This window comes from uncultured Draconibacterium sp. (assembly GCF_913060805.1).
GTDB lineage: Bacteria > Bacteroidota > Bacteroidia > Bacteroidales > Prolixibacteraceae > Draconibacterium.
In genome coordinates, this window is record NZ_CAJXTC010000019.1 from 1 (window position 1) to 25,701 (window position 25,701).

The 25,701-nt window shown below is 43.2% G+C and carries 16 protein-coding genes; 11 read left to right on the forward strand and 5 right to left on the reverse strand.

Features of this window, described 5'->3' with window-relative positions:
• The 6 genes from pnp to QZ576_RS12730 all read left to right on the forward strand — a co-directional run.
• Window positions 1–1,983, forward strand: a 1,983-nt coding sequence (gene pnp, locus QZ576_RS12705; protein ID WP_297097731.1) for a polyribonucleotide nucleotidyltransferase, incomplete at its 5' end; no start/stop codon positions are given.
• A 132-nt stretch (window positions 1,984–2,115) separates the two neighbouring features.
• Window positions 2,116–2,598 (forward strand): SoxR reducing system RseC family protein, encoded by a 483-nt coding sequence (locus QZ576_RS12710; protein ID WP_297097733.1) that lies wholly within the window; start codon window positions 2,116–2,118, stop codon window positions 2,596–2,598.
• 109 nt (window positions 2,599–2,707) lie between these two features.
• On the forward strand, window positions 2,708–4,834 hold the full coding sequence (locus tag QZ576_RS12715) for a prolyl oligopeptidase family serine peptidase (protein ID WP_297097735.1): 2,127 nt from the start codon (window positions 2,708–2,710) through the stop codon (window positions 4,832–4,834).
• Between the two features lie 311 nt (window positions 4,835–5,145).
• The gene (locus QZ576_RS12720) at window positions 5,146–5,775 is read left to right on the forward strand and encodes a deoxynucleoside kinase (RefSeq protein WP_297097737.1); all 630 of its coding nucleotides are present in this window, start codon (window positions 5,146–5,148) and stop codon (window positions 5,773–5,775) included.
• Window positions 5,776–5,870: 95 nt separating this feature from the next.
• Entirely contained in the window at window positions 5,871–7,622 is a 1,752-nt protein-coding gene (locus QZ576_RS12725) for a hypothetical protein (RefSeq protein WP_297097740.1), read from the forward strand.
• A 143-nt stretch (window positions 7,623–7,765) separates the two neighbouring features.
• Window positions 7,766–9,136 carry a dipeptidase gene (locus tag QZ576_RS12730; RefSeq protein WP_297097741.1) on the forward strand — a complete coding sequence of 457 codons (1,371 nt, stop codon included), beginning with the start codon at window positions 7,766–7,768 and terminating at the stop codon, window positions 9,134–9,136.
• Window positions 9,137–9,293: 157 nt separating this feature from the next.
• On the opposite strand, the gene QZ576_RS12735 is transcribed toward QZ576_RS12730, so the two are convergent.
• Window positions 9,294–11,054 (reverse strand): alpha-L-fucosidase, encoded by a 1,761-nt coding sequence (locus tag QZ576_RS12735; RefSeq protein WP_297097744.1) that lies wholly within the window; start codon window positions 11,052–11,054, stop codon window positions 9,294–9,296.
• Window positions 11,055–11,308: 254 nt separating this feature from the next.
• On the opposite strand from QZ576_RS12735, the gene QZ576_RS12740 reads away from it, so the two are divergent.
• From QZ576_RS12740 to QZ576_RS12760, 5 genes are all read left to right on the forward strand, one after another.
• Window positions 11,309–12,088 (forward strand): hypothetical protein, encoded by a 780-nt coding sequence (locus tag QZ576_RS12740; RefSeq protein WP_297097746.1) that lies wholly within the window; start codon window positions 11,309–11,311, stop codon window positions 12,086–12,088.
• The gene (locus tag QZ576_RS12745; RefSeq protein ID WP_297097748.1) at window positions 12,081–13,253 is read left to right on the forward strand and encodes a radical SAM protein; all 1,173 of its coding nucleotides are present in this window, start codon (window positions 12,081–12,083) and stop codon (window positions 13,251–13,253) included. Before QZ576_RS12740 ends, QZ576_RS12745 begins: the two co-directional genes overlap by 8 nt.
• Window positions 13,165–14,838, forward strand: coding sequence for a polyprenyl synthetase family protein (locus QZ576_RS12750; protein ID WP_297097749.1), 1,674 nt, complete (start codon window positions 13,165–13,167; stop codon window positions 14,836–14,838). Before QZ576_RS12745 ends, QZ576_RS12750 begins: the two co-directional genes overlap by 89 nt.
• Window positions 14,831–15,664, forward strand: coding sequence for a prenyltransferase/squalene oxidase repeat-containing protein (locus tag QZ576_RS12755; protein ID WP_297097751.1), 834 nt, complete (start codon window positions 14,831–14,833; stop codon window positions 15,662–15,664). Before QZ576_RS12750 ends, QZ576_RS12755 begins: the two co-directional genes overlap by 8 nt.
• A 446-nt stretch (window positions 15,665–16,110) precedes the next feature.
• Complete coding sequence (locus tag QZ576_RS12760) at window positions 16,111–17,907, forward strand: prenyltransferase/squalene oxidase repeat-containing protein (RefSeq protein WP_297097753.1); 1,797 nt, start codon at window positions 16,111–16,113, stop codon at window positions 17,905–17,907.
• Here QZ576_RS12760 and QZ576_RS12765 read toward each other — a convergent pair.
• The 4 genes from QZ576_RS12765 to QZ576_RS12780 are packed head-to-tail and all read right to left on the reverse strand — an operon-like array spanning window position 17,904 to window position 25,698.
• A complete protein-coding gene (locus tag QZ576_RS12765) occupies window positions 17,904–18,641 on the reverse strand; it encodes a hypothetical protein (protein WP_297097755.1) in 738 nt (245 codons plus the stop codon). The genes QZ576_RS12760 and QZ576_RS12765 overlap by 4 nt on opposite strands.
• Before the next feature lie 22 nt (window positions 18,642–18,663).
• A complete protein-coding gene (locus QZ576_RS12770) occupies window positions 18,664–20,280 on the reverse strand; it encodes a hypothetical protein (RefSeq protein WP_297097757.1) in 1,617 nt (538 codons plus the stop codon).
• Window positions 20,273–24,121 (reverse strand): hypothetical protein, encoded by a 3,849-nt coding sequence (locus QZ576_RS12775; RefSeq protein ID WP_297097759.1) that lies wholly within the window; start codon window positions 24,119–24,121, stop codon window positions 20,273–20,275. The genes QZ576_RS12770 and QZ576_RS12775 overlap by 8 nt, the downstream gene beginning before the upstream one ends.
• Window positions 24,103–25,698, reverse strand: a complete 1,596-nt coding sequence (locus tag QZ576_RS12780) for a cytochrome c3 family protein (RefSeq protein WP_297097761.1) — start codon at window positions 25,696–25,698, stop codon at window positions 24,103–24,105. Before QZ576_RS12780 ends, QZ576_RS12775 begins: the two co-directional genes overlap by 19 nt.
• Between the last annotated feature and the right edge of the window lie 3 nt (window positions 25,699–25,701).

The window sequence follows — 25,701 nt, forward strand, 5'->3', positions numbered from 1 at the left end:
CCACTTTTCCCGGAAGATTACCACGCTGAAACCGCGGTAATGATCTCACTGATCTCATCAGGAAAAGATGAAATGCCAGATTGCCTGGCAGGATTAGCAGCATCAGCAGCTATCGCTGTTTCAGATGTTCCTTTCACTACTCCGATTTCAGAAGTTCGCGTAGCCCGCATCGGTGGCGAATTCGTTATCAATCCAACATACTCGCAATTGGCCGAGGCCGATCTTGACATTATGGTTGGAGCATCGTTCGACAACATTATGATGGTTGAAGGCGAAATGGATGAAGTGTCGGAAGATGTAATGTTGGAAGCGATTAAAGTTGCACACGACGAAATTAAAAAGCATTGTAAAGTTCAGGAAGAACTGGCTGCAGAACTGGGAGTTGTAAAACGTGAATACTGTCACGAAAACAACGACGAAGAATTGCGTGCACAGGTAAAAGCCGATCTTTACGAAAAAGCATACGACATTGCCAAACAACAAATTACCAACAAAAGCCTGCGTATGGAGTCTTTTGCTGCTGTTGTTGACGAATATGTTGAAGCTTACCTTGAGGCAAACGCCGAAAACGAGGAGCTTGATTTGGTAGCCAACGAAAAATTGATTCGCCGTTACTACCACGACGTAGAAAAAGAAGCTATGCGCCGCATGATCCTTGACGATGCAATTCGTTTGGATGGCCGTAAAACTAACGAAATCCGTCCTATCTGGGTAGAGGTTGATTATCTTCCTGGTGCACACGGATCATCGATTTTCACCCGTGGAGAAACCCAATCGTTAACTTCGATTACATTGGGTACCAAAATGGATGAAAAGATTATCGACCAGGTAACTGTTCAGGGAAAAGAGAAATTCCTTTTACATTATAACTTCCCTCCATTCTGTGTTGGCGATCCTAAAACGCCACGCGGAACCAGCCGTCGCGAGATCGGTCACGGAAACCTGGCACACCGCGCATTGAAGAAAATGCTTCCTGCAGATTCGCCTTATGTAGTTCGTATTGTTTCTGATATTTTGGAATCAAACGGATCATCATCGATGGCAACTGTTTGTGCCGGAACAATGGGATTGATGGACTGCGGATTGAAGATCAAAAAACCGGTATCGGGTATCGCAATGGGATTGATTACCGATAAAGGTGCTTCAAAATACGCCGTTCTTTCTGACATTCTTGGTGACGAAGACCACCTGGGTGACATGGACTTTAAAGTAACCGGTACTGCCGATGGTATTACCGCTACTCAAATGGATATTAAAGTTGACGGACTGCCATACGAAGTGCTTGCAGAAGCATTGCAACAGGCAAAAGAAGGCCGTTTACACATTTTAGGCGAAATGCTTAAAGTGATTCCTGAAGTTCGCGAAGACTTTAAACCAAATGTTCCACGTATCGAAACCGTTCAGATTCCTAAAGATATGATCGGTGCGGTAATCGGACCTGGTGGAAAAGTTATTCAGGCGATTCAGGAAGAAACAGAAACTGTAATCGTAATCGAAGAAGTTGACGATGCAGGTTTGGTTCAGATTTCTGGAGCAGGTTTAGAGCCAATTGAAGCTGCAAAAGCAAAAATCAAAGCAATTACTGCACTTCCTGAAGTTGGTGAAATTTACCAGGGAAAAGTAAAATCGGTTGTTTCTTTCGGAGCATTTATCGAGATTATTCCTGGAAAAGAAGGTTTGTTGCACGTATCTGAAATGGCTTGGGAACGCGTTGAAAACGCAGAGGACTTTGCCAAAGAAGGCGAAATTGTTGAAGTGAAACTGATCGGTGTTGACGAAAAAACCGGTAAACTGAAACTTTCGCGCAAAGTGTTGCTTCCAAAACCAGAAGGTTACGTAGAGCGCCCACCAAGAGAAAATCGTGGTGGTGACCGCAGAGGTGGAGATCGCCGTCGCGATGACCGCAGAGGTGGCGACAGAAGACGTGATGACCGCAGAGGTGGCGATCGCAGAGACTTCCGTCCTCGTCGCGATAACGACTAAGAGCTGAATAAATTTCAAGCAAAATAATAAAAACGCTCCGCCTTTTGGTGGAGCGTTTTTTGTTTCCCGGTGACCAATGACAAGTGACATTTCACTTCCTTTTCTTAACTTCGCCATCAAAATTTGAAAAACATGGGTAACTGGTCAGAAGAACTTCACAATAAAATAGACGAACAATTACAAGGCGGCAACGATAAAGACCTTCGCTTTTTCCGTATCGACGAGTTTAAACGCAACATCGCACGTGTTGACGATTTTTCCGGCAGCTGCCCCGAGTGTCAAAGAAACCGGATCGATATTGCAGAAGCGGTTGACACCATCCATCAGGCAGTAAACCATGTTGGTAAAGATCGCCGAACTTACGACCGACTGATTACCCGCCTCTCGAAACACATGCAAAAGGAACACGGTTTTTATGCACCGTATTATTTCACCTACCTCATTTCTTTCTTTGGAATTATAGCTGGTTCTATACTTGGTTACCTGCTTATGCAGCTAAATGCCGACATTAAACTCGAATTGTTCCTTATTGGTTTTTCCATCTGCCTGTTGCCAACCTATGTTTGGGGGCATTTAAAAGACAAAAAGCTCAGAAAAGAGAAGCGGCTTATGTAAGTCCGGTCAACAAAAACAGTGGTATGCTGTTACCTTTCCAACACTCGCATGACTGATATCAAGGAAATTGTAATCAAGAATTATTTATTTAGCGAAAAACAACTGCACAATGAAGAACACTGTTTTATTTGTACTGGCATCAATTGTTCTGTTTGCCTGTACTGAACAACAAAAAAAATTGGATTATCCTGTGACAAAAAAAGGAGACGTAAAAGACACCTATTTTGGTGTTGAAGTGGCCGACCCGTATCGTTGGCTCGAAGACGACCACTCGGCCGAAACTGCCGAATGGGTGAAAGCAGAAAACAAAGTAACTTATGGCTACCTGAACCAGATTCCGTACCGAGAAGAATTAAAAGAAAGACTTTCGTCGATATGGAACTACGAAAAAGTGGGTGCGCCGTTTAAGGAAGGCGACTGGACCTATTTTTACAAAAACGACGGACTGCAAAACCAATATGTGGTTTACCGTTTTAAAACCGGGGCAGATGAATCAACTGCCGAAGTTTTTCTCGATCCTAACACTTTTGCGGAAGACGGAACAACTTCGTTAGACGCTTTGAGTTTTTCGGAGAACGGTAAAATTGCCGCTTATTCGATCTCTGAAGGAGGTAGCGACTGGCGTAAGATCATCATTATGGATACCGACTCCAAAACGCAAATTGGCGACACTTTGATTGATGTGAAATTTACCGGTATTTCGTGGAAAGGCGACGAAGGATTTTTCTACTCAAGCTACGACAAACCAAAGGGAAGTCAGTTATCGGCAAAAACCGATCAGCATAAATTGTACTACCATAAAATGGGCACGGCTCAAAAAGAGGATGAGCTGATATTTGGTGGAACACCCGAGCAAAAACACCGTTACGTAAATGGGTATGTTACTGATGACAACCATTATTTGGTAATTACGGCCGCTATTTCTACTTCCGGCAACAAATTGTTTATTAAAAACCTTACAAAACCAAATAGCAAGTTTATTACCATTCTTGCCGAAGACAAGAGCGATACTCAGGTAATCGACAATGTGGGCACTAAACTCTACCTGGTTACCAATTTAAATGCACCTAACCAAAGAGTTGTTACTACCGATGTAAGTAATCCAACTCCTGAAAACTGGGTGGATTTTATTCCTGAAACAGAAAATGTACTTAGCACGTCAACCGGCTGTGGCTACTTCTTTGCCGAATACATGATAGATGCGGTTTCAAAAGTCTACCAATACGATTACAACGGCAAAATGATTCGCGAAGTAGAATTGCCCGGAGTTGGATCTGTTGGTGGTTTTGGTGCCAAGAAAAAGGCTACTGAGATGTATTACACTTTCACCAACTACATTACACCGGGAAGCATTTATCAGTATGATTTTGAGACCGGCGAATCGGAATTGTACCGCAAACCGGCTATCGATTTCAATCCAAATGATTTTGAAAGCAAACAGGTGTTCTACGCCTCGAAAGACGGCACGAAAATTCCGATGATCATTACCTACAAAAAAGGCACAGAACTGAATGGAAAGAACCCAACGATCCTTTATGGTTACGGTGGTTTTAACGTTAGCCTTACACCAAGTTTTTCGGTTACCAACGCTGTTTGGCTGGAGCAAGGTGGTGTTTATGCTGTTGCCAATTTACGCGGTGGTGGTGAGTACGGTAAAAAGTGGCACGACGCCGGAACAAAAATGCAAAAGCAAAATGTTTTCGACGATTTTATTGCCGCTGCTGAATATCTGATTGCAGAGAAATATACATCGAGCGATTACCTCGCCATCCGTGGCGGATCGAACGGTGGATTATTGGTTGGAGCGGTTATGACACAACGTCCTGAGCTGATGAAAGTGGCACTTCCGGCAGTTGGTGTAATGGATATGTTACGTTACCACACCTTTACAGCAGGTGCAGGTTGGGCCTACGATTACGGAACGGCCCAAGACAACAAAGAAATGTTTGAATACCTAAAAGGTTATTCGCCGGTGCACAATGTAAAAGCCGGCGTTGCTTATCCGGCAACACTGGTAACCACCGGCGACCACGACGACCGTGTAGTTCCGGCACACAGCTTTAAATTTGCTGCCGAATTGCAGGCCAAACAGGCAGGCGATAATCCGGTTCTTATACGTATTGAAACGGATGCAGGTCACGGAGCAGGAACACCGGTAAGCAAAACCATTGAGCAGTATGCCGATATTTATGGCTTCACATTGTGGAATATGGGTATTAAAACGCTGGCTGAATAAAATTCGGAGTCTCCGGATGATGAATATGAATAACCCCATCCTTTAGGGTGGGGACTAGCACATTCAGACTGATCGCAGGAATAAAAGGGAATTTTGTAAATTAAAAATTACAAAATTCCCTTTTATTCCTTTTTCTCTAACCTATTTTCCGTCCCCGCCTTAAAAGACGGGGCTAGTTATAGCTCATTCCCCAAAGCCGGAATTATATTGAAAAATTAATTGTAAACAAGCCGGAATTTTCAATCAAGAAATACTACTTTTGGATTCCCGGTAGCACGATTTGTTACCGGGAATTTTTATGTTGAAGGATAATGCAATTTCTGGTTATTGAGGGAAATATAGGGGCCGGCAAATCAACACTTTCGCGAATGATTGCCGAAGATTACAACGCCAAACTGGTGTTGGAGCAATTTGCCGACAACCCATTTCTGCCGAAGTTTTACAAAGACAAAGAACGTTATTCATTTCCGCTGGAACTATCGTTTTTAGCCGATCGCTACAACCAGATAAAAAACGAAGTGCTCAACCTCGATCTTTTTCACCCGTTTATGGTGGCCGACTACTATTTTGCGAAAACAGCAATTTTTGCCGAGAACACCTTAAAAAAAGATGAGTACCATCTTTTCCGGCAAATCTTCAACATTATTTTCGAATCGATGCCCAAACCCGATTTATACGTTTACCTCCATTCAGATGTCGACCGACTGATGAAAAATATAAAAATGCGCGGGCGCGATTATGAACAAAATATGGATCCTGTTTACCTGGCTAAAATCGGTGACGGATACTTTAACTTTTTTAAACAAATTTCCTCCTTCCCAATACTGATTATCGACATTAATGGCATCGATTTTGTGCAAAATCCTGACCATTATCAGCAATTGAAATCCGCCATTTTTAATAGTGAATATAAATTAGGGATAAACCGTCTGATATTGTGATAAAAACATGAGCTACAGCTTTCAAATAATGAAAAGCTTTTTATTTTTGTCTGCTCGAATGTGAATTTTTAATTTAAGTATAAATAATGTCTGTTATGAGAAGAATCAACTTTAAACCTATCGCCCTTTTCGTTGGTGTTGCGGTTGTATTGTCTGGATGTTCCGGACTAAACAAAATGAAGAAAAATGCCGATCAAATTAACTTCAAAGTTACTCCTGAAGTGCTCGAAGCACACGCGAGTGAAGTTGGGGTAGCAATCGACGCCCGTTTCCCCGCCAAATACTTCAATAAAAAAGTAACTCTAACAGCCACTCCGGTATTAAAATACGAAGGTGGCGAAACTGCTTACCAGCCGGTTTCTGTTCAGGGCGAAAACGTTGAAGCCAACAACAAAGTAATTAGCTACAACGGTGGTAACGTAAGTTATAAAGATGCTGTTGATTACAAAAATGCAATGGCAAAATCAGAGCTTTACGTAAACATCAAAGCTTCTCAAGGTGCTAAGTCTGTTGATTTCGAGCCAATCAAAGTTGCTGACGGTGTTATCGCTACAAGCGAAAAAGTGATCATGATCCCTAAAGCTATTTTAGGTGTTCAGCGCGAAGCTAACAACAGCGGAAAATACGATCCGAACATCGACGCTTTCCAGCGCATTGTTCCTGATGAAATGACAGCAGACATCAAATACCTGATCAACCGTTCGAACCTTCGCCGCGAAGAGACTTCGAAAACTGAAGTTTCGGCTTTGGAAGACTACACTAAAAAAGCAAACGAAGACGAAAGAATCGACCTGAAAGATGTTGAGATTTCGGCTTACGCTTCTCCTGATGGTGAGATCGATTTGAACACTGACCTTGCTGCAAAACGTAAAGAAACTTCTTCAGCATTTTTGGCTAAAAAATTAAAAGAAGCCGGTGTTGATGTTCAGTTGAAAACAAAATACACTCCTGAAGACTGGGACGGATTTAAAACATTGTTGGAGCAATCGAACATTAAAGACAAAGAACTGATCCTTCGCGTACTTTCTATGTACAACGATCCTGAAGTTCGCGAGCGCGAAATTCGTAACCTGAGTGTTACATTTACTGCTGTTGCTGACGAAATTCTTCCTGAGTTACGTCGTGCAAAAATGACTACCAGCGTTGATATGATCGGTAAAACCGACGAAGAATTAAAAGCTGCTGCCAAAGCTGATCCTGCTTCTTTAAATCCTGCAGAATTGCTTTACGCTGCTACTTTATTCGAAGATCTTAACGAACAACTTTCAGTATACAACTCGTTCGTTAAAGCCTATCCAAACGACTGGAGAGGCCCGAACAACGTAGGTTATGTAATGGTTCAGCAATACAAATATGCCGATGCAAAACCAATGTTCGACAAAGCTGAGAAATTGGCGAACAACGAGCCTATCGTTAAAAACAACGTTGGTGCTGTTACTTTAACTGAAGGCGATGTTGAAGGTGCTGAAGCTTTATTTGGAGCTGCTGCAGGTGCCGGCGACGCTGTAAACTACAACATGGGTATTGTTAGCATTAAAAAAGCAGAGTACGACAGAGCTGTTCAGTACTTCAACAAATTTGCTGATGTAAACTCAGGATTGGCAAAATTACTGGCCGGGAACAACAACGGCGCAGTTAAAGATCTTGACGCTTGTACAATTGAAGGTTGCTACATGACAGAATATTTCAAAGCTGTAATTGGTGCTCGTACTGCAAAAGAATCGTTATTGTTCGACAGTCTGAAAGCTGCTGTTGACATGAACGCGGACTTGAAAGCAGTTGCCAAAACAGATATGGAATTCGCAAAATATTTCGACAATGCTAAATTTAAAGCTATTGTTGACTAATTAAGTTGTGATAAACTTATTGAAAGGGCGGTCGTATGATCGCCCTTTTTTTGTGCGTCGGTTCATGACAAAACCTCTTTTTTAATCCTGCTAAAAACACTATTTTCATCGTCAATTATTTAAGGAAAACACAATTAAAAGTTATGGAATACATTAATAAATATGTAGAGGAAAACAAAGACAGGTTTTTGGAGGAATTATTCGGATTGATCCGCATTCCGTCGATCAGTTCGATTGCCGCCCACAAACCAGATATGTACAAAGCTGCTGAATACTGGAAAAAAACATTGCTGGAAGCCGGCGCCGACAAAGCCGATATTTTTGAGACCGCAGGTAACCCGGTAACTTATGGTGAAAAGATTATCGATCCCGCTCTGCCAACCGTTTTGGTTTACGGACACATGGACGTTATGCCGGTTGATCCTATTGATTTGTGGGATACCCCTCCGTTTGATCCGCAAGTGCGCGATGGTAAGATTTACGCCCGCGGGGCCGACGATGATAAAGGACAGGGAATGATGCACGCCAAAGCTTTCGAGCTGATGGTAAAAACCAACACACTGCCCTGCAATGTAAAATTTATGATTGAAGGCGAAGAGGAAGTTGGATCACCGAACCTTGGACTTTGGTGTGAGCAAAACAAAGAAATGCTTAAAGCTGATATTATTTTAGTGTCTGACACATCAATGTTGGCTGCCGATATTCCTTCAATTACAACAGGATTACGAGGTTTGGCCTACTGGCAGGTAGAAGTTACCGGCCCAAACCGCGACCTGCATTCCGGATTATTTGGTGGCGCTGTTGCCAACCCAATTAATGTACTTTGTTCGATGATCGACCAAATGGTTGACGAAAACGGAACAATTACCATTCCCGGATTTTACGATACGGCACAGGAAGTTTCGGCTGAAGAACGTGCGTTGCTGGCTAAAGCTCCGTTTAACGAGGAAAAATATAAAAAAGCCATTGGCGTTGATGAGCTGAAAGGAGAAAAAGGATTTACAACTAGCGAACACACCGGCATTCGCCCGTCGTTTGATGTGTGTGGTATTTGGGGCGGCTATACAGGCGAAGGTGCAAAAACCGTATTGCCATCAAAAGCATTTGCTAAAATCTCATCGCGTTTGGTACCCGATCAGGATCACGAAAAAATAGCCGTGCTTTTTAAAGAGCACTTCGAAAGTATTGCGCCCAACTCGGTAAAAGTTGAGGTTACCTCATTACACGGTGGCCCTGCTTATGTTTGCCCAATTGATATTCCGGCCTACCAGGCAGCTGAAAAAGCTTACACCGATACTTTCGGAAAGCGTCCTGTACCTGTTCGCTCAGGAGGTAGTATTCCAATTATCTCAACTTTTGAGAAGGTACTTGGAATTAAAACAGTATTAATGGGCTTCGGACTTGAATCGGATGCCATCCACTCGCCCAACGAGAACTACCCGCTGGAGCAGTTTTACAAAGGCATAAAAACCATTCCGCTATTCTATAAATATTTTGCGGAGATGAGTAAATAAAAACTTTAATAAGTGATGCGCTTAGTGGTTCAAAACCGCTAAGCGCCTTGCTTAATCCATACCAGCGGTCATTCTGAGCATAGCGAAGAATCTGTCACTTAGAAACTCTGCTGTAACAGATCTCTCTCCGTCAGCCGACGGATCGAGATGACAATCCTCATTGCTTCAGCTTTATCAACTCCAAATACATCAACTGTTTATCGCGATTATTTCCTGCAGCAGGCAACAACGAAATTGATTGTTCACCGCTTTCCTTTATTTCAATTTCACCCAGTTTCAATAATTCATACTCCTCTCCGGTATCGGGAATTTCAGCTTCTATTTTCTGATCGCCTAAGGTAACTGACACTCCTCCCTTTTCAGCACTCCATACCAAAGCTTCAACACGATATTTTCCCGGTTCTGCATCAAAAATCCACTCCAGTCGTGTTCGTGCATCTATCCAGTTTGTTACAACCGAATTTGATCCGCTGCCTTTTAAAACGGCGTGTTCTCCATAACCTGGATTATAAATATCGGCAAAATCAGCGGGCAGCAGTATACTTCCCTCTTTTAGATGTGGTTTATTACTGGTTACTGTCATCTCTCCGCGAATCTTCACAACCACAACCGTATTTATCTCATCAAATATCACCGATGGCGCATGAATATGTAAATCACCATCTTCAAATTTCCAGGCAAAATGCTGCTGCTGATTCGCCAAAAGATAAACATCTCGTACATTCGCTTCCAGTCCTGGCACCCGCAGCAAACCATCTTTTGGCCAGTCGAAAACGTGTAGATAAAGATTGGTTACGCCTCCTTCTTTTTTGGTAGTACAACGTCCCCACGGAAGTTTATAAAACGGACTCGCGCTGGTACCATAAATCGATTTACCGTTTTGTTGCATCCAGTGCCCCATTTCTTTTAGCCTTTCAACACTGGCTTTCGGGAATTCACCTTTTGCAGTTGGTCCCACATTCAATAACAGATTGCCGCCTTTACTGGCAATATCAACCAGCATCTTTATTAGCTCCTCTGATGATTTCCAATTTTCGTCGTACCATTTGTAGCCCCAGCTGGTGTTCATGGTCATACACACCTCCCAATCGTAATCCAGTCCTGTTGGCGGCACATGCTGTTCCGGTGTTTGAAAATCTCCGGGCCACGGACGATACAAACGGTTATTTGTGATCAGATTTGGATAATCATCGGTTACTGCTTTTAATGCGTTAGCCGCTTCTTCTATCATTCCGCGTGGCGTGTCCCACCACAAAATGTCAAGTCCACCGTAATTTTCGAGAATTTCTTTTACCTGTGGCACCGCTTTTCCATTAATGTAATTCATCAGTGGTTCGCGTTTCAGATCCGGATCCCAATGCGGTTCGCCCTCTTCAATGTTCCAGTACGTTCCGCCCGGCTCGTGCCAGTCTTGCGCCTGCGAGTAGTAAAAACCAAGTCGTATCCCTTCTCTTTCACAAACTTCAGCGAGTTCTTTTAACGGATCGCGATCAAATGGCGTGGCATCAACAATATTGTATTTGCTGGCTTTTGAATGAAACATTGCAAAACCATCGTGGTGTTTCGAAGTAATTACAATGTATTTCATTCCGGCATATTTAGCCAGTTTCACCCATTCTTCGGCATCGTATTTATCGGGATTAAACGATTCGGCCAATTTCTCATATTCCTTCACCGGAATTTTCGCATTCGCCATAATCCACTCACTAATACCAGGAATACGCTCGCCTTTCCATTCCCCTGCCGGCTCGGCATACAATCCCCAGTGGATAAACATTCCGAAGCGGGCTTCACGCCACCACTCCATTTTTTGGTCGTGAGCCGACAGTTCAACATTCTTTTTAGGTTTCTGCTCCTTTTCCGAATTGCACGAAACAAAAAGCAGGGCAAACAAGGCAATAAGCAATAAGCGGTTCATAATATTTTGATTGTCTGTTTCAATGTACTGGTATAAATTTCGGAATAATTATTACAAAATCAGGTCATTCCTCGTCTTTTGTGCCATTAATTCAATGTGCGTACCTTTTCCTCTGCCAATCGGGTCAACTCATCTGCAAAACAATTTTATTCATCGCGGTTAACAGCCTATCCGTCTTAATTGATTGTTAAAGGCGGGCAAGCATTTTTAAGTTGAGCAGAATTTTGCTTATTTAGCTTTTCATTACCAGAAAAATGACAAACAAAACTTGCCTGATTTTTTGCAACTGTGGTGCGGGCATCATTTCCGACGAAAAAAAGGATGAGCTTTCCGAAGCTTTCAAACCGCTCGGAGTTGATATTTACGAACTACACGACCTGTGTGCTTTTTCGCTCAATGAAAAAGATTTCCTGCACAATCTGGATAAAGATTACGATAAAACATTAATTGCCGCGTGCTATCCGCGAGCCATTAAAAATATGTTTGAGCAGAATGGGGTGCAACTGAGCAATTACGAGGTATTTAATTTCAGGGAAGCCGGTGCCGAACAAATTACTGCAGAGTTATCCGGGAAAATCGAAGAAAAACAAGACGAAACATTTTACGAAATAAAAAAGACCGACCTGAAAGTTCCGGCCTGGTACCCGATTATCGATAAATCGCGTTGTACCCTTTGCGGACAATGTGCACGGTTTTGTGTTTTTGGGGTTTATTCGTACAATAAAAAAAGTCTCGAGGTTGTTAATCCGTTGTCGTGCAAAAATAACTGCCCGGCTTGTGGACGAACCTGTCCGGCTTCGGCAATCATTTTCCCACGATTACCCGAGAATTCAGCTTTATCAGGAGCAGAACCAACAGGGGAAAAAACATCTGGAAACGATCAAAAAGGGAATTTGTTTGTTATGCTGAACGAACGAAACAACGCCCGGAGAAATATTTTCAAACAAGGCGCTTTTCAACAAGCCGAAGAAGAGAAAAAGAGAGCCCTGGAAGAATTAAAGAACAGCTTTAAGAACCCAAAAAACGATGCTTAAACAACTACTGAAAACAGATAAAAAATGCTTGTATAAGTTTGCATATAACATGGGCATAAAAGGCGCCCGTGGCATTCAGCGTTTTCAGAAACGCATAAAAAATGGCGATTTTTTCCCGGCATTCCATTTTATTTCGGTTACCGACGATTGTAACCTGAATTGTCAGGGATGTTGGGTAACGCATAAAAAACAAAATGCGCGAATGTCGCCCGAAATGCTGGATTCTATCATTACGCAATCAAAAGCAAAAGGATCCTATTTTTTCGGAATACTGGGTGGCGAACCATTGATGTATAAACCACTTTTTGATGTTTTTGAAAAACATTCTGATTGCTACTTTCAACTATTTACCAACGGCACATTGCTGACTAAGGAAATTGCTGAACGTTTGCGCAAACTGGCCAACGTTTCGCCACTGATTAGTTTTGAAGGCGACAACGAAGTTGCCGATGTGCGTCGCGGAGGAAAAAACGTTTACCAAAAAGCGCAGGCTGCCATCGATCATTCAACCGATGCAGGATTGATAACTGGTGTAGCCATGAGTGTTTGCAAATCAAATATCGATCTTGCTTTTTCGGATGAATTTATTCAATCGCTGATCGATCGCGGGGTGCTTTATTTGTGGTACTACATTTATCGTCCGGCGGGACAAGACGCCACTGTTGACCTCTGTCTTTCGGCAGAACAGATTGAGCAACTTCGTCAGTTTATGGTCGATGCTCGTAAGAAATACAACATTGCCATAATCGATGCTTACTGGGATGAAAATGGCAAAGGATTGTGCCCCGCAGCATCGGGATTGAGTCACCATATTAATGCATCGGGCGATATTGAACCTTGCCCTGTTATTCAGTTTGCCACCAACAATGTGGCCGATGGTGATCTGGAAAGTGTTTACCGCAATTCAACTTTTTTGGCAGGATTTAAAACAGAAATACCAAAACTGACCACGGGGTGCATCGTCATGGACGATCCGCAGTGGTTGGTAAATTATACAAAACAACACGCCGCAAAAGATACATCGGGCCGGGATAACGAAGCCGAACGACTGAGCAAAATGGTAAAAGTTTCCAGCCATGGCTCGGCAAAACCCGTTCGCGAAAAGAGTTGGGTGTATCGCTTTGCAAAAAAACGGGCATTTTTTGGCTTTGGCGCCTACGGATAATATGAAGGAGACAAACGGCATATTGAAAGTTCCTGAGGAATCGTTCATACGCAACAAAATGCGTAAGGCTGCTGCTGCTATGGTCGAAAAAATTGGTCTGCGCCCACCTGTCAACATTTTGAAACTGGAGCAACTTGCAACCGCCATGATCGCTGATCAGGAAATCTCAGAAGAGTTTATTCCTTTTGCCATGGTTTTGTTGGGCAACGAATCGTGGCGCAAAACGGTAAAAGCCACGCCCATGAGCCGTCGTCTTTTATTACTTCCTCAATGTTTAAACAATAAGGAAAAATGCGAGGGCATGTTCGACGAATTGGGATTGAACTGCGCCGGATGTAAAGCCTGCCCTATCGATGATCTGTTAATTGAAGCCGAATCGAAAGGTTACGCCAACCTGGTGGCCGAAGGAACTACCGTTGCCGTTGGTTTGGTGGAAGAAGGATCGATTGATGCCGTAATTGGTGTGAGTTGTATGCCGGTGTTGCAACGTTCGTTCGAGCCGGTGTCAAATGCTGCCGTTCCGGTAATCGGAATTCCGCTACTTTTTGATGGTTGCGAAGACACCCGCGCTGACATAAAATGGATTCTGGATGAAATGCGTTCGTTTGAATCTGATGAAGAACACCAGCCTATTTCGGTATCGTTGTTAAAGAACCGCATTGAAGATTTTTTCACCAAAGCAAACATCGAAAAATACATTCAGGGCCGCGATAAAACCGAACAAATTGTACAGGAATATTTGCTTGTTGATGGACAGAGAATACGTCCCCTGCTTACAGCTTTAAGTTATCTGGCTTACTCAAATACTGATAACGATGAGCTTTTACAGCCTTTAACGCTTATTATCGAGTGTTTCCATAAGGCATCCCTTATTCACGACGACATTGAGGACAATGCCAACCAGCGTTACAACACGCTTACAGCACATGCAAAATACGGCGTACCTCAGGCCATTAATGCCGGTGATTTCCTGATTGGCAAAGGCTATGAGTTGCTGAGTGATCTGGATGTTTCGAATGCAACCATCAAAAACTGCCTGCGTTTTATTGCACGCTCACACATACAATTAACACGCGGACAAGGTGTCGACATTCTTTTTAACGATGGCAAAATTCAGTTGCTGCCCGATGAGATGATCGGGGTTTTTAAAAATAAAACCGGCGAAGCCATTAAAGTGGCCTTGCTTTTGGGAGCAATTGTTGGTGAAGCAAACAAACAGGAACAACAAATTCTGGAACAATTTGCTGATTATATGGGAATTGCTTACCAAATTCGCGACGATCTGAATGAATATACAGAACCACACACCGCCGAAAAAACCGGAGATTATCCGTTCCTGCTGGCCTTGCTGAATAAACATTTTGCAGATCAGGATAAAGAGACACCAGCAAACTTGTTCGAACAGGTAACCGAATTCAGAAAGCTGATTGATGAAAACGGATTACAGGAAGTTGCAAAAGAATACCTACAGAAATACGTCGACAACTGTTACGCAGAACTCGATAAACTGGAAAATTCCAAGCTACGCCTGAGCCTTTATGGTGTGATGGGAAAAATCTTTAAGTCAGAAACTACCAATGAGTAAACCAAAGAAGATCGCGATCTACAAAAAACTGGTTCGGCGACTTTCTTTAGGATTTGAAACTTTATCGCCCGAAATACAACACGAAATCATTGATTTTATTAAAAGTCAGCAACACGCTTCGGGTGGCTTTTGCGATCGTGCCGGAAATCCAGATCCGTATTACTCGCTTTTTGGTTGCTGGTTAAGTTTAGCCATCGGACAAAACACCGAAATTGAGCAATTAAAAACATACATTTCAAAACACCCGGCAACATCAAGTAGAGTCGAAGATCTGGCGCTAAACCTGATGAAAACGGAGTTGTTTCCGCAACAAAAAAACGAATCAGTATTCTCGTTGCTCAGGAAAGTTTTTTCGGGTCACAACTTTATGGATATTTCTTACCGTTTTTTTCTGCTGGCATTAACCATTGATGCCACTGCGAAAAATCGTTTTCTCTTTAACCTGATGGCACGCGTTTGGTTATCCTTTTACAAGGTGAAAGAAAACTCGCCGTGTAGTTTAGTCGCAGCACTTTGTTTTGCCCGTTTCGATTTGGGATTGGGCTACAGAAAATACCAGAAATTGCTATTGGAATTTCACCAGTTGCAGGCAGGTTTCAGGGCTTTTGAAACTACACCTTTCAGCGACACATTATCAACCGGCGTAGCACTTTTTTCTTTGGCTGAAACCAATTACGATCTGCGACTGATCACTCCCGATTGCCTTGATTTTATTCAAATGAATTATCTTTCAGGAGCCTTTCTTTCCGGTGATGGTGACGAAACACGCGATTTGGAATATACGTTTTATGGGTTGCTGGCATTGGGAAGCCTTGTAAGAAATTAAGTAAAAAGGAAAAAGTTGAAAGGCAAAAGGAGAATGAATGATGAATACTCAGTGACACTCGGTTTTTAGGAACCGCAGATAGGCGGAGAACTAAAAATGGTTAGTGGAACTAGTCCCGACCGAAGTGTCGGAAATGATTAACGATTTTAGATTTCAGAAGGAGTTGGCAATTAGCAATTAACAGTTGGCATTGAGTCCTGTAGGGACGAGATATCGGTAGCCCAGTGCTTTAGCTCCGGGGTTAGAACATACAAACCAACTGCGCTCCACGACGAGGCATAGATCAGAGATCGATAAGAGTCTGGAGCAAGAAAGATAAAGCGATGATAAAAGAAAAGGAATATTGAATGATGATTAACGATTTTAGATTTTTGAAGGAATAGGTAATAAGCAAATTGCAATAGGCAAAATTCTAATGTGCCTAATGTGGTTTAAAAAGGAAGAAATTGAAAAAAGAACAGTTAGAAATACTATTTAAGGAACTCAGCGATATTTTGCTAAGCGAGCTTAACGATGACGGCTTCTGGTCGGGAGAATTATCGTCGAGTGCGCTTGGTGTGGCTGTTGCTATTGCGGCACTTCATTTTCACGATGCCACACTTCATCAGCAGGAAATTGAAAAAGGGCTGAAATGGCTTTCCTCCCATCAAAATGCTGACGGTGGTTTTGGAGACACACCCGAAAGTCCGGCCAATATTTCAAGCTCTTTACTTTCTTATGCTACCTTGAACCTTTACACAGAAAACAATCCTGAAGTAAAGTCAACACAGCAAAAACTGGCTGACTACCTAAAAACACAAAATGTTGATGTTCGCTCTGATCAGGTGGCAAAAGTAATTCTCGATCACTACCAAAAAGATTATACATTCTCGGTACCGATTTTAACGCTGTGTGCACTTTGCGGCATTCCCGGCGACGATGGTTTTAAACACATTCCGCAGTTACCTTTCGAGCTGGCTTTGTTGCCGCGCAAATTTTATCGTTTGCTGAATCTGAGTGTGGTTAGTTATGCAATTCCGGCACTGATTGCCGTTGGGATTGTGGTTTTCCGCAAGAAAAAATCTAACGGATTAACACGTGCCATTAGAGCAATAGCAGAAAAGAAAGCCCTAAAAATTCTGGAACGATCGCTACCCGAAAGTGGAGGTTTCCTGGAAGCGATTCCACTGACTGCATTTGTTGCCTTAAGCCTTATAAATGCGGGATTAAGAGATTCGATTGTTGTAGACAAAGGAATTGCCTTTTTAAAGCGTACACAACGTGAAGATGGCAGCTGGCCCATCGATATTGACCTCTCAACATGGGTAACCACACTTAGTGTAAAAGCGTTGGGAGAAAGAAAAGACGAAGTATTGTCGGAAACACAACAAAAGCGAATTGTCAATCATTTGCTATCGGTGCAGAATAAAACGGTGCATTCGTTTAACGGCACTTTGCCGGGTGGCTGGAGTTGGACAAACTACTCAGGTTCTGTTCCCGATTGCGACGATACGCCGGGAGCCATTCTGGCACTTTTAGATCTAGCACCTCATCATACAATCAGAGAAGAAATATTGAGTGGAGGAGAATGGCTGCTGAAACTTCAAAATAACGATGGCGGTTTCCCTACTTTTTCGCGTGGCTGGGGAAAATTACCTTTCGATCAGAGTTGTGCCGATTTAACCGGGCACTGTGTTTTAGCGCTTGCAAAACTACTGAATGTATACAAGTTAGAGCTGAGTTTAAAACAGAATAAACAATACTCGACTGCCATAAACAAAGCCGTCGACTATCTGGAAAACCACCAAAAAGAAAATGGTTCTTGGTTACCTCTGTGGTTCGGAAATCAACATACCGACAATCATGGAAATCCGGTATACGGAACTGCGCGGGTACTCACCTACGTTCAGAAAGCAAAATTATTGTTGAAAGATGAGCCTATTCTAATTAATCGAATTCAAAAAATGATCGCTGACGGAACGAAATTTCTGCTTAAAGTTCAAAACGAAAATGGCAGTTGGGGAGGAGACTTTGGAATTGAAGGTTCGATTGAAGAAACAGCACTTGCCGTTGCCGCTTTAAACGGCACAAAATCACAAGCTGAAATCGAAAAAGGATTGGCCTGGCTCGAGAATTATTACAAAAAAAATGGGCTAAAAAAAGCCCCTATTGGATTGTATTTTGCATCGTTGTGGTACGATGAAAAATTATATCCTTTAACAGCTTATCTCGAAGCTATTAAAGGATATATTGATACTTATTAAATCTGTGTTCCCTCTTTTTCTACCAGGGATCCATCTTCCATAATTACATCGTAGAAATAACCGGCGCCAAAATCTTTTTCCAACGTAAGTTTTCCTTTAAAAGTAACTACGTCGCCAACTTTAACATTGGCTTGTGTTGTAATTGTCAGGTCGAATTTACCATCGGTACCGGTACCATCCTGAATGTGCACCCAGTTTTTACCCATCACCTGCTCGTTCACCTTTACAACAGCTCCCTTAATTTCAAATTCTTTGCTGCTGTAATCAGCTTTATTGGCAAAAACATCAGCAATCTTCAGCTCTCCATCGGCTTTACTGATTTCAACTTCAGCATCATTTGCAGCCACTTTTCCCTGATGTGATGGCGGCATGGTGCCACCACCCATGGCAGGCTGCTCTGCTCCCGGTGTTTTGCTGATCTTATTGACAAAATAAATCACATCAAAAGTTTTGTCGATCTCTTTACTGTGGAAATTTTCCATTGGCAGCGCATCGTAGTAGTATAAAACTTCGCCCGGATTCACGTCTTGTTTGGCAACAGCAATCCACTTTGCAATGCCATTTTCGGTAGCACTAATGTAGGTGTAACTTCCTCCCTGAATCACTTCCGAGACTTTAATCATATTGAATGCGCCTTCGCTCTGAGCCTGAGCCGGCGTGTTGTTTTTGTTTCTTACACACGATAAAAACATGCCGGCAACTGCCAGTATCATCAAAATCTTAGTCATCTTCATCCTCATAATTCTTTTTATTGTTTTAAAATTTAATTCTCAAGTTAAGGTACAACCTGTTAAACAACTTTTGATCCTGAAATGTTGCCTCGTAATTGGCCGACAAATACAGTTTTTTGCTGAATTGCCACGACAAATCAAGCTCGCCAATGTGCTGCTGCAAATTAGTTAAAGTATTTACATATTGAAAATCTACCCAACGATAATGCAACATTGTATACAATTTTCCTGAAACCAGATCTTTTGATAACCGTGCGCCGTAAACCTGCCCGTCAAGATAGCTGGTTTGCATCAAATTGGCGGTGATACTCAACGACGCATTCAGCGCCGGAACTTTTGTCCAGGTTGCAAAGCCATTCAATGTTTTTGTGGGTCGCGGATCGTCGTCGCGAAAACGTGTCCCCGCGCTGGCTCCAACAATGAAACCATTTACTGGCCGGTAGTTTATTCTGGCGCGTATTCCTTGCCGGCTTGCCTGTTGCAAAATTTCGTCGGCATAATTCCGGAATGTTTCGTAGTAGATCACATTTTTCCGATTATCATACGAACCAAAAACTGAAAATCGTTTTGAAAAGCGATAACGCGCCGAAAAATACAGGCTGGTTAAACTCACTGTGTTCGTGGGCTTATCATTTTCAAGTTTGTACAAATCGAGCTCCAGCGAAGAAAATAAGGTTAGATTTTTAATGGCTGAGTTGGTGTGCTGCATGTAAACAAACCGGCGGTCGACATTCCCCGTATTTCGCTGCTCGAAATAAGCCATCGACGACTGCACAAAACCATTGGACGTTTTTTGGCTTTGCCCGACGTAAGCACCGTATTCGAACAAATCGAAATTGTAGCCGTAATCCTGGTAATCTGGCCGCGAACCGCCAACAATTCCGGCGAACATATTTTTAAATTTATATTCGAACTGAATCCCGTCAATGGCCCCAACATTTGCAATGCGCGGATTAATTTTTCGTCCGGCCCACAAAGTTGCCGACTCATTTATATCGTATTTCAGCGCCAGACTATACACTTTCAATGCATTATTCAGGTTCTCCTGCACCACATCCCACTGATTTAATTTATGCGTGAAAGACACATAAGTTTCAGCAGATATTTTTGATCCTGACAGATGCGAAGCTTTTGCCGACAAAGTATAACGAAAGCGGTGAATATTATCCGCTTCATCAGAAAAATTGGAGTAAGAAGACAAAGACAATCTGCCGTTTATATCTTGTGTTCTCGACGGTTCTTTTGTCGGTTCCTGAGCAATTAGAACCTGTTCATTCACATCCTTTTCAGGCAGTTCCGGTTGAGGTTCTATAACTTCCTGAATCGACTTTTTTGTTCTGACAAAAATGACATCATCTACTTTAAATGAGTGCTCACCTAATTTGGAACACAAACAAGAAATGGAAGATTGATGGTCAACAATTAGAGCTGGTGTCAAACCGTTTTCGTTTCTAATAAACAAGGTGTCCCCGTTTTCAATTTGCTCAGTAGAAGCAAAACGCACATAAATATTCTCTCCGGTTATGTACGACACTTTTCCTTCAAGTAAACCTGCAGATTCCTGAGCATTCGCCGCCATTGTTCCCAAAATCAAAAGAAACAATCCCAATAATCTGATATTTGGTTTTCGAATCTTAATCATCCTCTGCAATTCCAAGTGGGTGACAATCGAAACAACTTGTTGCCGTGTAGACATAATCATTTACCTCGTTGTGATGGCTGTCGGTTTCGGTTTGACTGTGCTCATGACATGTTATACACGAAAACAATGCAAAGTTATCGGCTTGATAATGGCAATCGATGCATGAATTCCACTGCCCATTATGCCTTCCGCTATAAATCGGAAAGTACTGACCGTCGTGATCAAAAGTGGATGGTTCCCAGGCATTTTCCGAATGACACGATTCGCAGTCGATCGGGAAATTAGCAGCCGTATGCGACGGATCTGTTGTGTTATTATATTCTGCCGAATGACAACCATAACAAGTGGTTGCCGTGGAGGTATAGTTTCCTTCGTGACACAAAAAGCAGTTGGCTGAGACCACGGCGTGCGCACCATTCAATGAATAATAATCGTTGTGATTTGGGAAAAGCGCCGGCTCCCACCCCGGATTAGTAGTGTGGCAATCGTCGCAACTTACAGCCAATCCCAATGATGAATGATTTGGATTTGCCGTATTATTATAATCCGTGAGGTGACACGAATTACACAACATCGATGTCCCGGCATAACCATCGGTATGACAGGCGGTGCATTCGGTTGCGATGTGAGCTCCGGTTAAAGGGAAATCGGTTAAATTATGATCGAAAGTAGCATCTTCCCAACTGTTTACACTGTGGCATTGCAAACAATCTGTCGGATAATTCGAAGCCAGATGATTTTCTGCTGAATTATAATTTTCCTGGTGGCAACTGATACAAGCCGGATCGGCGGCGGTGGTTGTTCCCAAATGGCAGTCAGCACATTGTCGCCCATCGTGGCCTCCGGTGAGTTCGAAACCGGTTGTTACGGTGTGATTAAACGGAGAAGGTATCCAGGCTGTTGTGGTGTGGCACGTTTCACATTCATTCGACAGACCGGCACTGGTATGATCAGGATTTTGGGCTGTGTTGTAATTTTCGATGTGGCATGAGTTGCAAAGCGTCGATGTTCCGGTATAACCATCTGTATGGCAAGCAGTACATTCCGTTGCAATGTGAGCTCCGGTTAACGGGAATTCCGTTAAATTATGATCGAAGGTAGCATCGTCCCAGCTATTTACGCTGTGGCATTGCAAACAATCTGTTGGGTAATTCGAAGCCAGATGATTTTCTGCCGTATTATAATTATCCTGATGGCAACTGATACATGCCGGATCGGCGGCGGTGGTTGTTCCCAAATGGCAATCTGCACATTGCCGACCATCATGGCCCCCGGTGAGTTCGAAACCGGTTGTTACGGTGTGATTAAACGGAGAAGGTATCCAGGCTGTTGTGGTGTGGCACGTTTCACATTCATTCGACAGACCGGCACTGGCATGATCAGGATTTTGAACTGTGTTGTAATTTTCGATGTGGCATGAGTTGCAAAGCGTCGATGTACCGGTATAACCATCGATATGACAGGCAGTACATTCGGTCGCGATGTGAGATCCGGTTAACGGAAACTCAGTTAAATTGTGATCAAACGTTGCACTTTCCCAGCTGTTTACGCTGTGGCATTGCAAACAATCTGTTGGGTAATTCGAGGCCAGATGATTTTCTGCCGTGTTATAATTCTCCTGGTGACAACTGATACATGCCGGATCGGCAGCGGTGGTTGTTCCCAAATGGCAATCTGCACACTGTCGCCCGTCGTGCCCACCGATAAGTTCAAAACCTGTTGTTACAGTATGATCAAACGGAGAAGGAATCCACGCCGTTGTGGTGTGGCACACTTCACATTCGTTCGATAGACCGGCACTGGCATGATCAGGATTCTGTGCGGTGTTATAATTTTCGATATGACATGAATTGCACATCGTCGATGTTCCTGCATAACCATCGGTGTGGCAAGCAGTACATTCCGTTGCAATGTGAGATCCGGTTAAAGGGAAATCGGTCAAATTATGATCGAAAGTAGCACTTTCCCAACTGTTTACGCTGTGGCATTGCAAACAATCGGTTGGGTAATTCGAGGCCAGATGATTTTCTGCCGTGTTATAATTTTCCTGATGGCAACTCATACACGCCGGATCGGCGGCAGTGGTTGTTCCCAAATGGCAGTCAGCACATTGTCGCCCGTCGTGCCCGCCGGTAAGTTCGAAACCGGTTGTTACGGTGTGATCGAACGGAGAGGGTATCCAGGCTGTTGTGGTGTGACACGTTTCACATTCATTCGATAGACCGGCACTGGCATGATCAGGATTCTGTGCAGTATTATAATTATCGATGTGGCACGAGCTGCATAGCGTCGACGTTCCTGCATAACCATCGGTATGGCAAGCTGAACATTCCGTAGCAATGTGAGATCCGGTTAACGGGAAATCGGTTAAATTATGATCGAAGGTAGCATCGTCCCAGCTGTTTACACTGTGGCATTGCAAACAATCAGTTGGGTAATTCGAAGCCAGATGATTTTCTGCCGAATTATAATTTTCCTGATGGCAACTGATGCAAGCCGGATCGGCAGCGGTGGTTGTTCCCAAATGGCAATCTGCACATTGACGACCGTCGTGGCCACCCGTGAGTTCAAATCCAGAAGTTATTATATGATCGAATAACGATGGAGTCCATCCATCTTCATTGTGGCACGGTTCACACTCCAAAGAAATACCTGCCGATAAATGATTCGGATTTGCAGCCTCGTTATAGTTTGAGGTATGACAACTACTGCACGCGCTTGAAGTCCCCGCAAAACCATTGGTATGACAGCTCAAACAATCGCTTTGTACGTGTGCGCCCTTCAGTGGAAATCCGGTTGTTTCGTGGTTAAATGCACCTTCTTCGCGGCCCAGCGGATGACAGGCAAAACAAGCCAGACTATTGTACGAGTAACCGTTTATTCCCCGATGTTCGTCATCCATTTCATTTTGATTGTGCTCATGACAATCGATACAGCTAAACACCGAATAATTATTTTGTTGCGTGTGGCAATCAAAACAATCGTTCCATTCACCACGGTGTTCGCCTGAATAAATGGGGAAATAATAATCATCGTGAACAGTAAACTCTGCCGGACTCCAGCCCGGATCGGTTGTATGACAGTCGGTACATTGCGTTGAAAAACCGCTGCTCTGGTGCGACGGATTTGTTGCCGAAGCAAAATCAGTTTCATGGCAGCTAAAACAGTCCGTTGAAACCGGTTCAAAAATTCCCGAAGTATGACATTCAATACAACTGCTTACTGCATGTCCTTTTGTCAACGGGAAAAAATCGTGATTTATGCCTTGTGCCGACCACGAAAATGCATCAACACGATGACATTCAATACAGTCGGTTGAGAAACCGGATTCCACATGATTCGGCTCTGTTGTTGCGTAATAATTCTGGCTATGGCAATCGATACACTCCACTCCAAGTGGCTGAAATTCTAACAACGATGCGCTGGTATGACATGCCGAACAATCGGCGGTGTTGTGCGCACCCAACAAAGGGAACCGACTGGTTTGATGAATTTCGGTGATGTTGCTGACCAGCCAGGAGCGGAAATCGTGACAACGGTTGCAATCGAGGCCAACTGTGTTGTTGTGCATGTCGTTGTGACAATCGATACAATTCGTTTTTGCATCGTTAAAAACCAGGGTTGTGTGGCACGCTCTGCAATCCGTAAAAGCATGCTGCCCTTCAAGCAAAAAATCGGTTGAATCATGCGAGAAACGTGCCGTCGCTTCCGAGAACGTCCACCCTTCGGTGGTGTGGCAGTCGAGGCAATCGAATGAAAGATCCGCACCGTGAGGATTCTCCTGTGCCCTCAGTTGAAAAACCGAAAACAACACCACAGCTATTAATGACAACTTGCGCATGTTATATCTTCAAATTTGTATACGATGTAATTACGGATTAAATTATCGGTGGGTTTATGGCAGGCAATACACTCCAGCCCTTCATGTTTTCCATCGATCTTAAACCGTGCACTATTATGATTGAATTTTTCGGGCAACCAGTTGTTAAACGTGTGGCACCGCTCGCAATCATTTTTCCCCAGTTCCTCAAACTGCCCAAAATGAATATCATCATGGCAGTTCGCACAGTCAGCCGCGAGTCCTGCAAATTGTTGCGTTACAACTCCGGCCGTTTCGTTAAAGTGGCAATCGCGACACGAAGCCGCTTTATGTTTTCCTTCAAGGTTAAATTTGGTTTTTGTATGATCAAATTCTACTTGACTCCAAATCACCTCATTATGACAAGTACGACAATCGAAATCAGGCATAAATTTGCTGCTGATCTTATTTTCATGAATATTTTCGTGACAGGTAACACAATTGATTTCTTCGAACTTAAAATTCCATTCTTCGCCTTTTTTATGGCACTCAAAACAAGGTGTCGCCATGTGTGCGCCGTTTAAGGCAAATTCGGTTTGGTTGTGCCGATCAAGACCAAATGAAGACGGCGAAAACCCATGAACGGAATGACAGGAATTACAATCGGGTGAAAGCCCGTTTTTAGCAAACTGACCTTTATGAAAATCGCTGTGACAATCGGTACAATTAGCATGAGGCAAAGCTTTTGTGTGATTCCCGGAGGTATGGCATTCTTTACAATCTACCGCAACATGTTTGCCTCGCAATGGATAATCGGTGTTGTTGTGGTTAAATGCGCCAATGTTCTTCACCTGCGTGAATGAAAACTCATCGTGACATTTCCGGCAGTCGTTGCCAAATTTATTGTTGTGTACATCCTCGTGGCAGCTGGTACAGTTGGCAAATTTTACGTCAGCAAACTGTTGAAATGTCTTGCCATTCAACGTGGTTTTTTCATGGCATTTGGAACAATCGACTTCCCGGTGTTTCCCAACCAATGGGAATTTAGTTGCTGCGTGATTAAAACCGGTAGCCGGGACAAAAGCTTCCTGGTTGTGACAAGCCGTACAATTCTGCGACAAAGTATTCTGGTGAACATCGGTATGGCAATCGATACATTCCGTGCCCATTCCGAGGTAAGTTTCGGCTGATTTTTTCTGCGAAATTTTGTTTTTAATTAACGCGGCTTTATGACAATCGGCACAGTTTATCTCAGCATGTTTTGCCTCCAGTTTAAAACCCGTTAAATCATGATTGAAAGTATCTTTATCAATCCGAATCACCTTAAAATCGCGACCATAATGTTCGCCGTGGCAAGCTGCACATCGTTGCCCGGCTACTTCTGACGAGGCATGATAACCTTTCTTCTGGTCCATCAGATTTTTTATTTCGGTATGACAGGCCAAACATTTTGCCGACGTTTCCTTCTCGCCCAAAACATGGCACTTTGTGCAGTTTGTAAGACCTTCCAAATGGGCATGCGCATCCGACAATTCTCCCGGCGACAATTGTGCAAAGGCCTTAACAGCAATAAAAAATACTGCCAAAAGAATTCCGGTATGTTTACCTACGATTTTCAAACT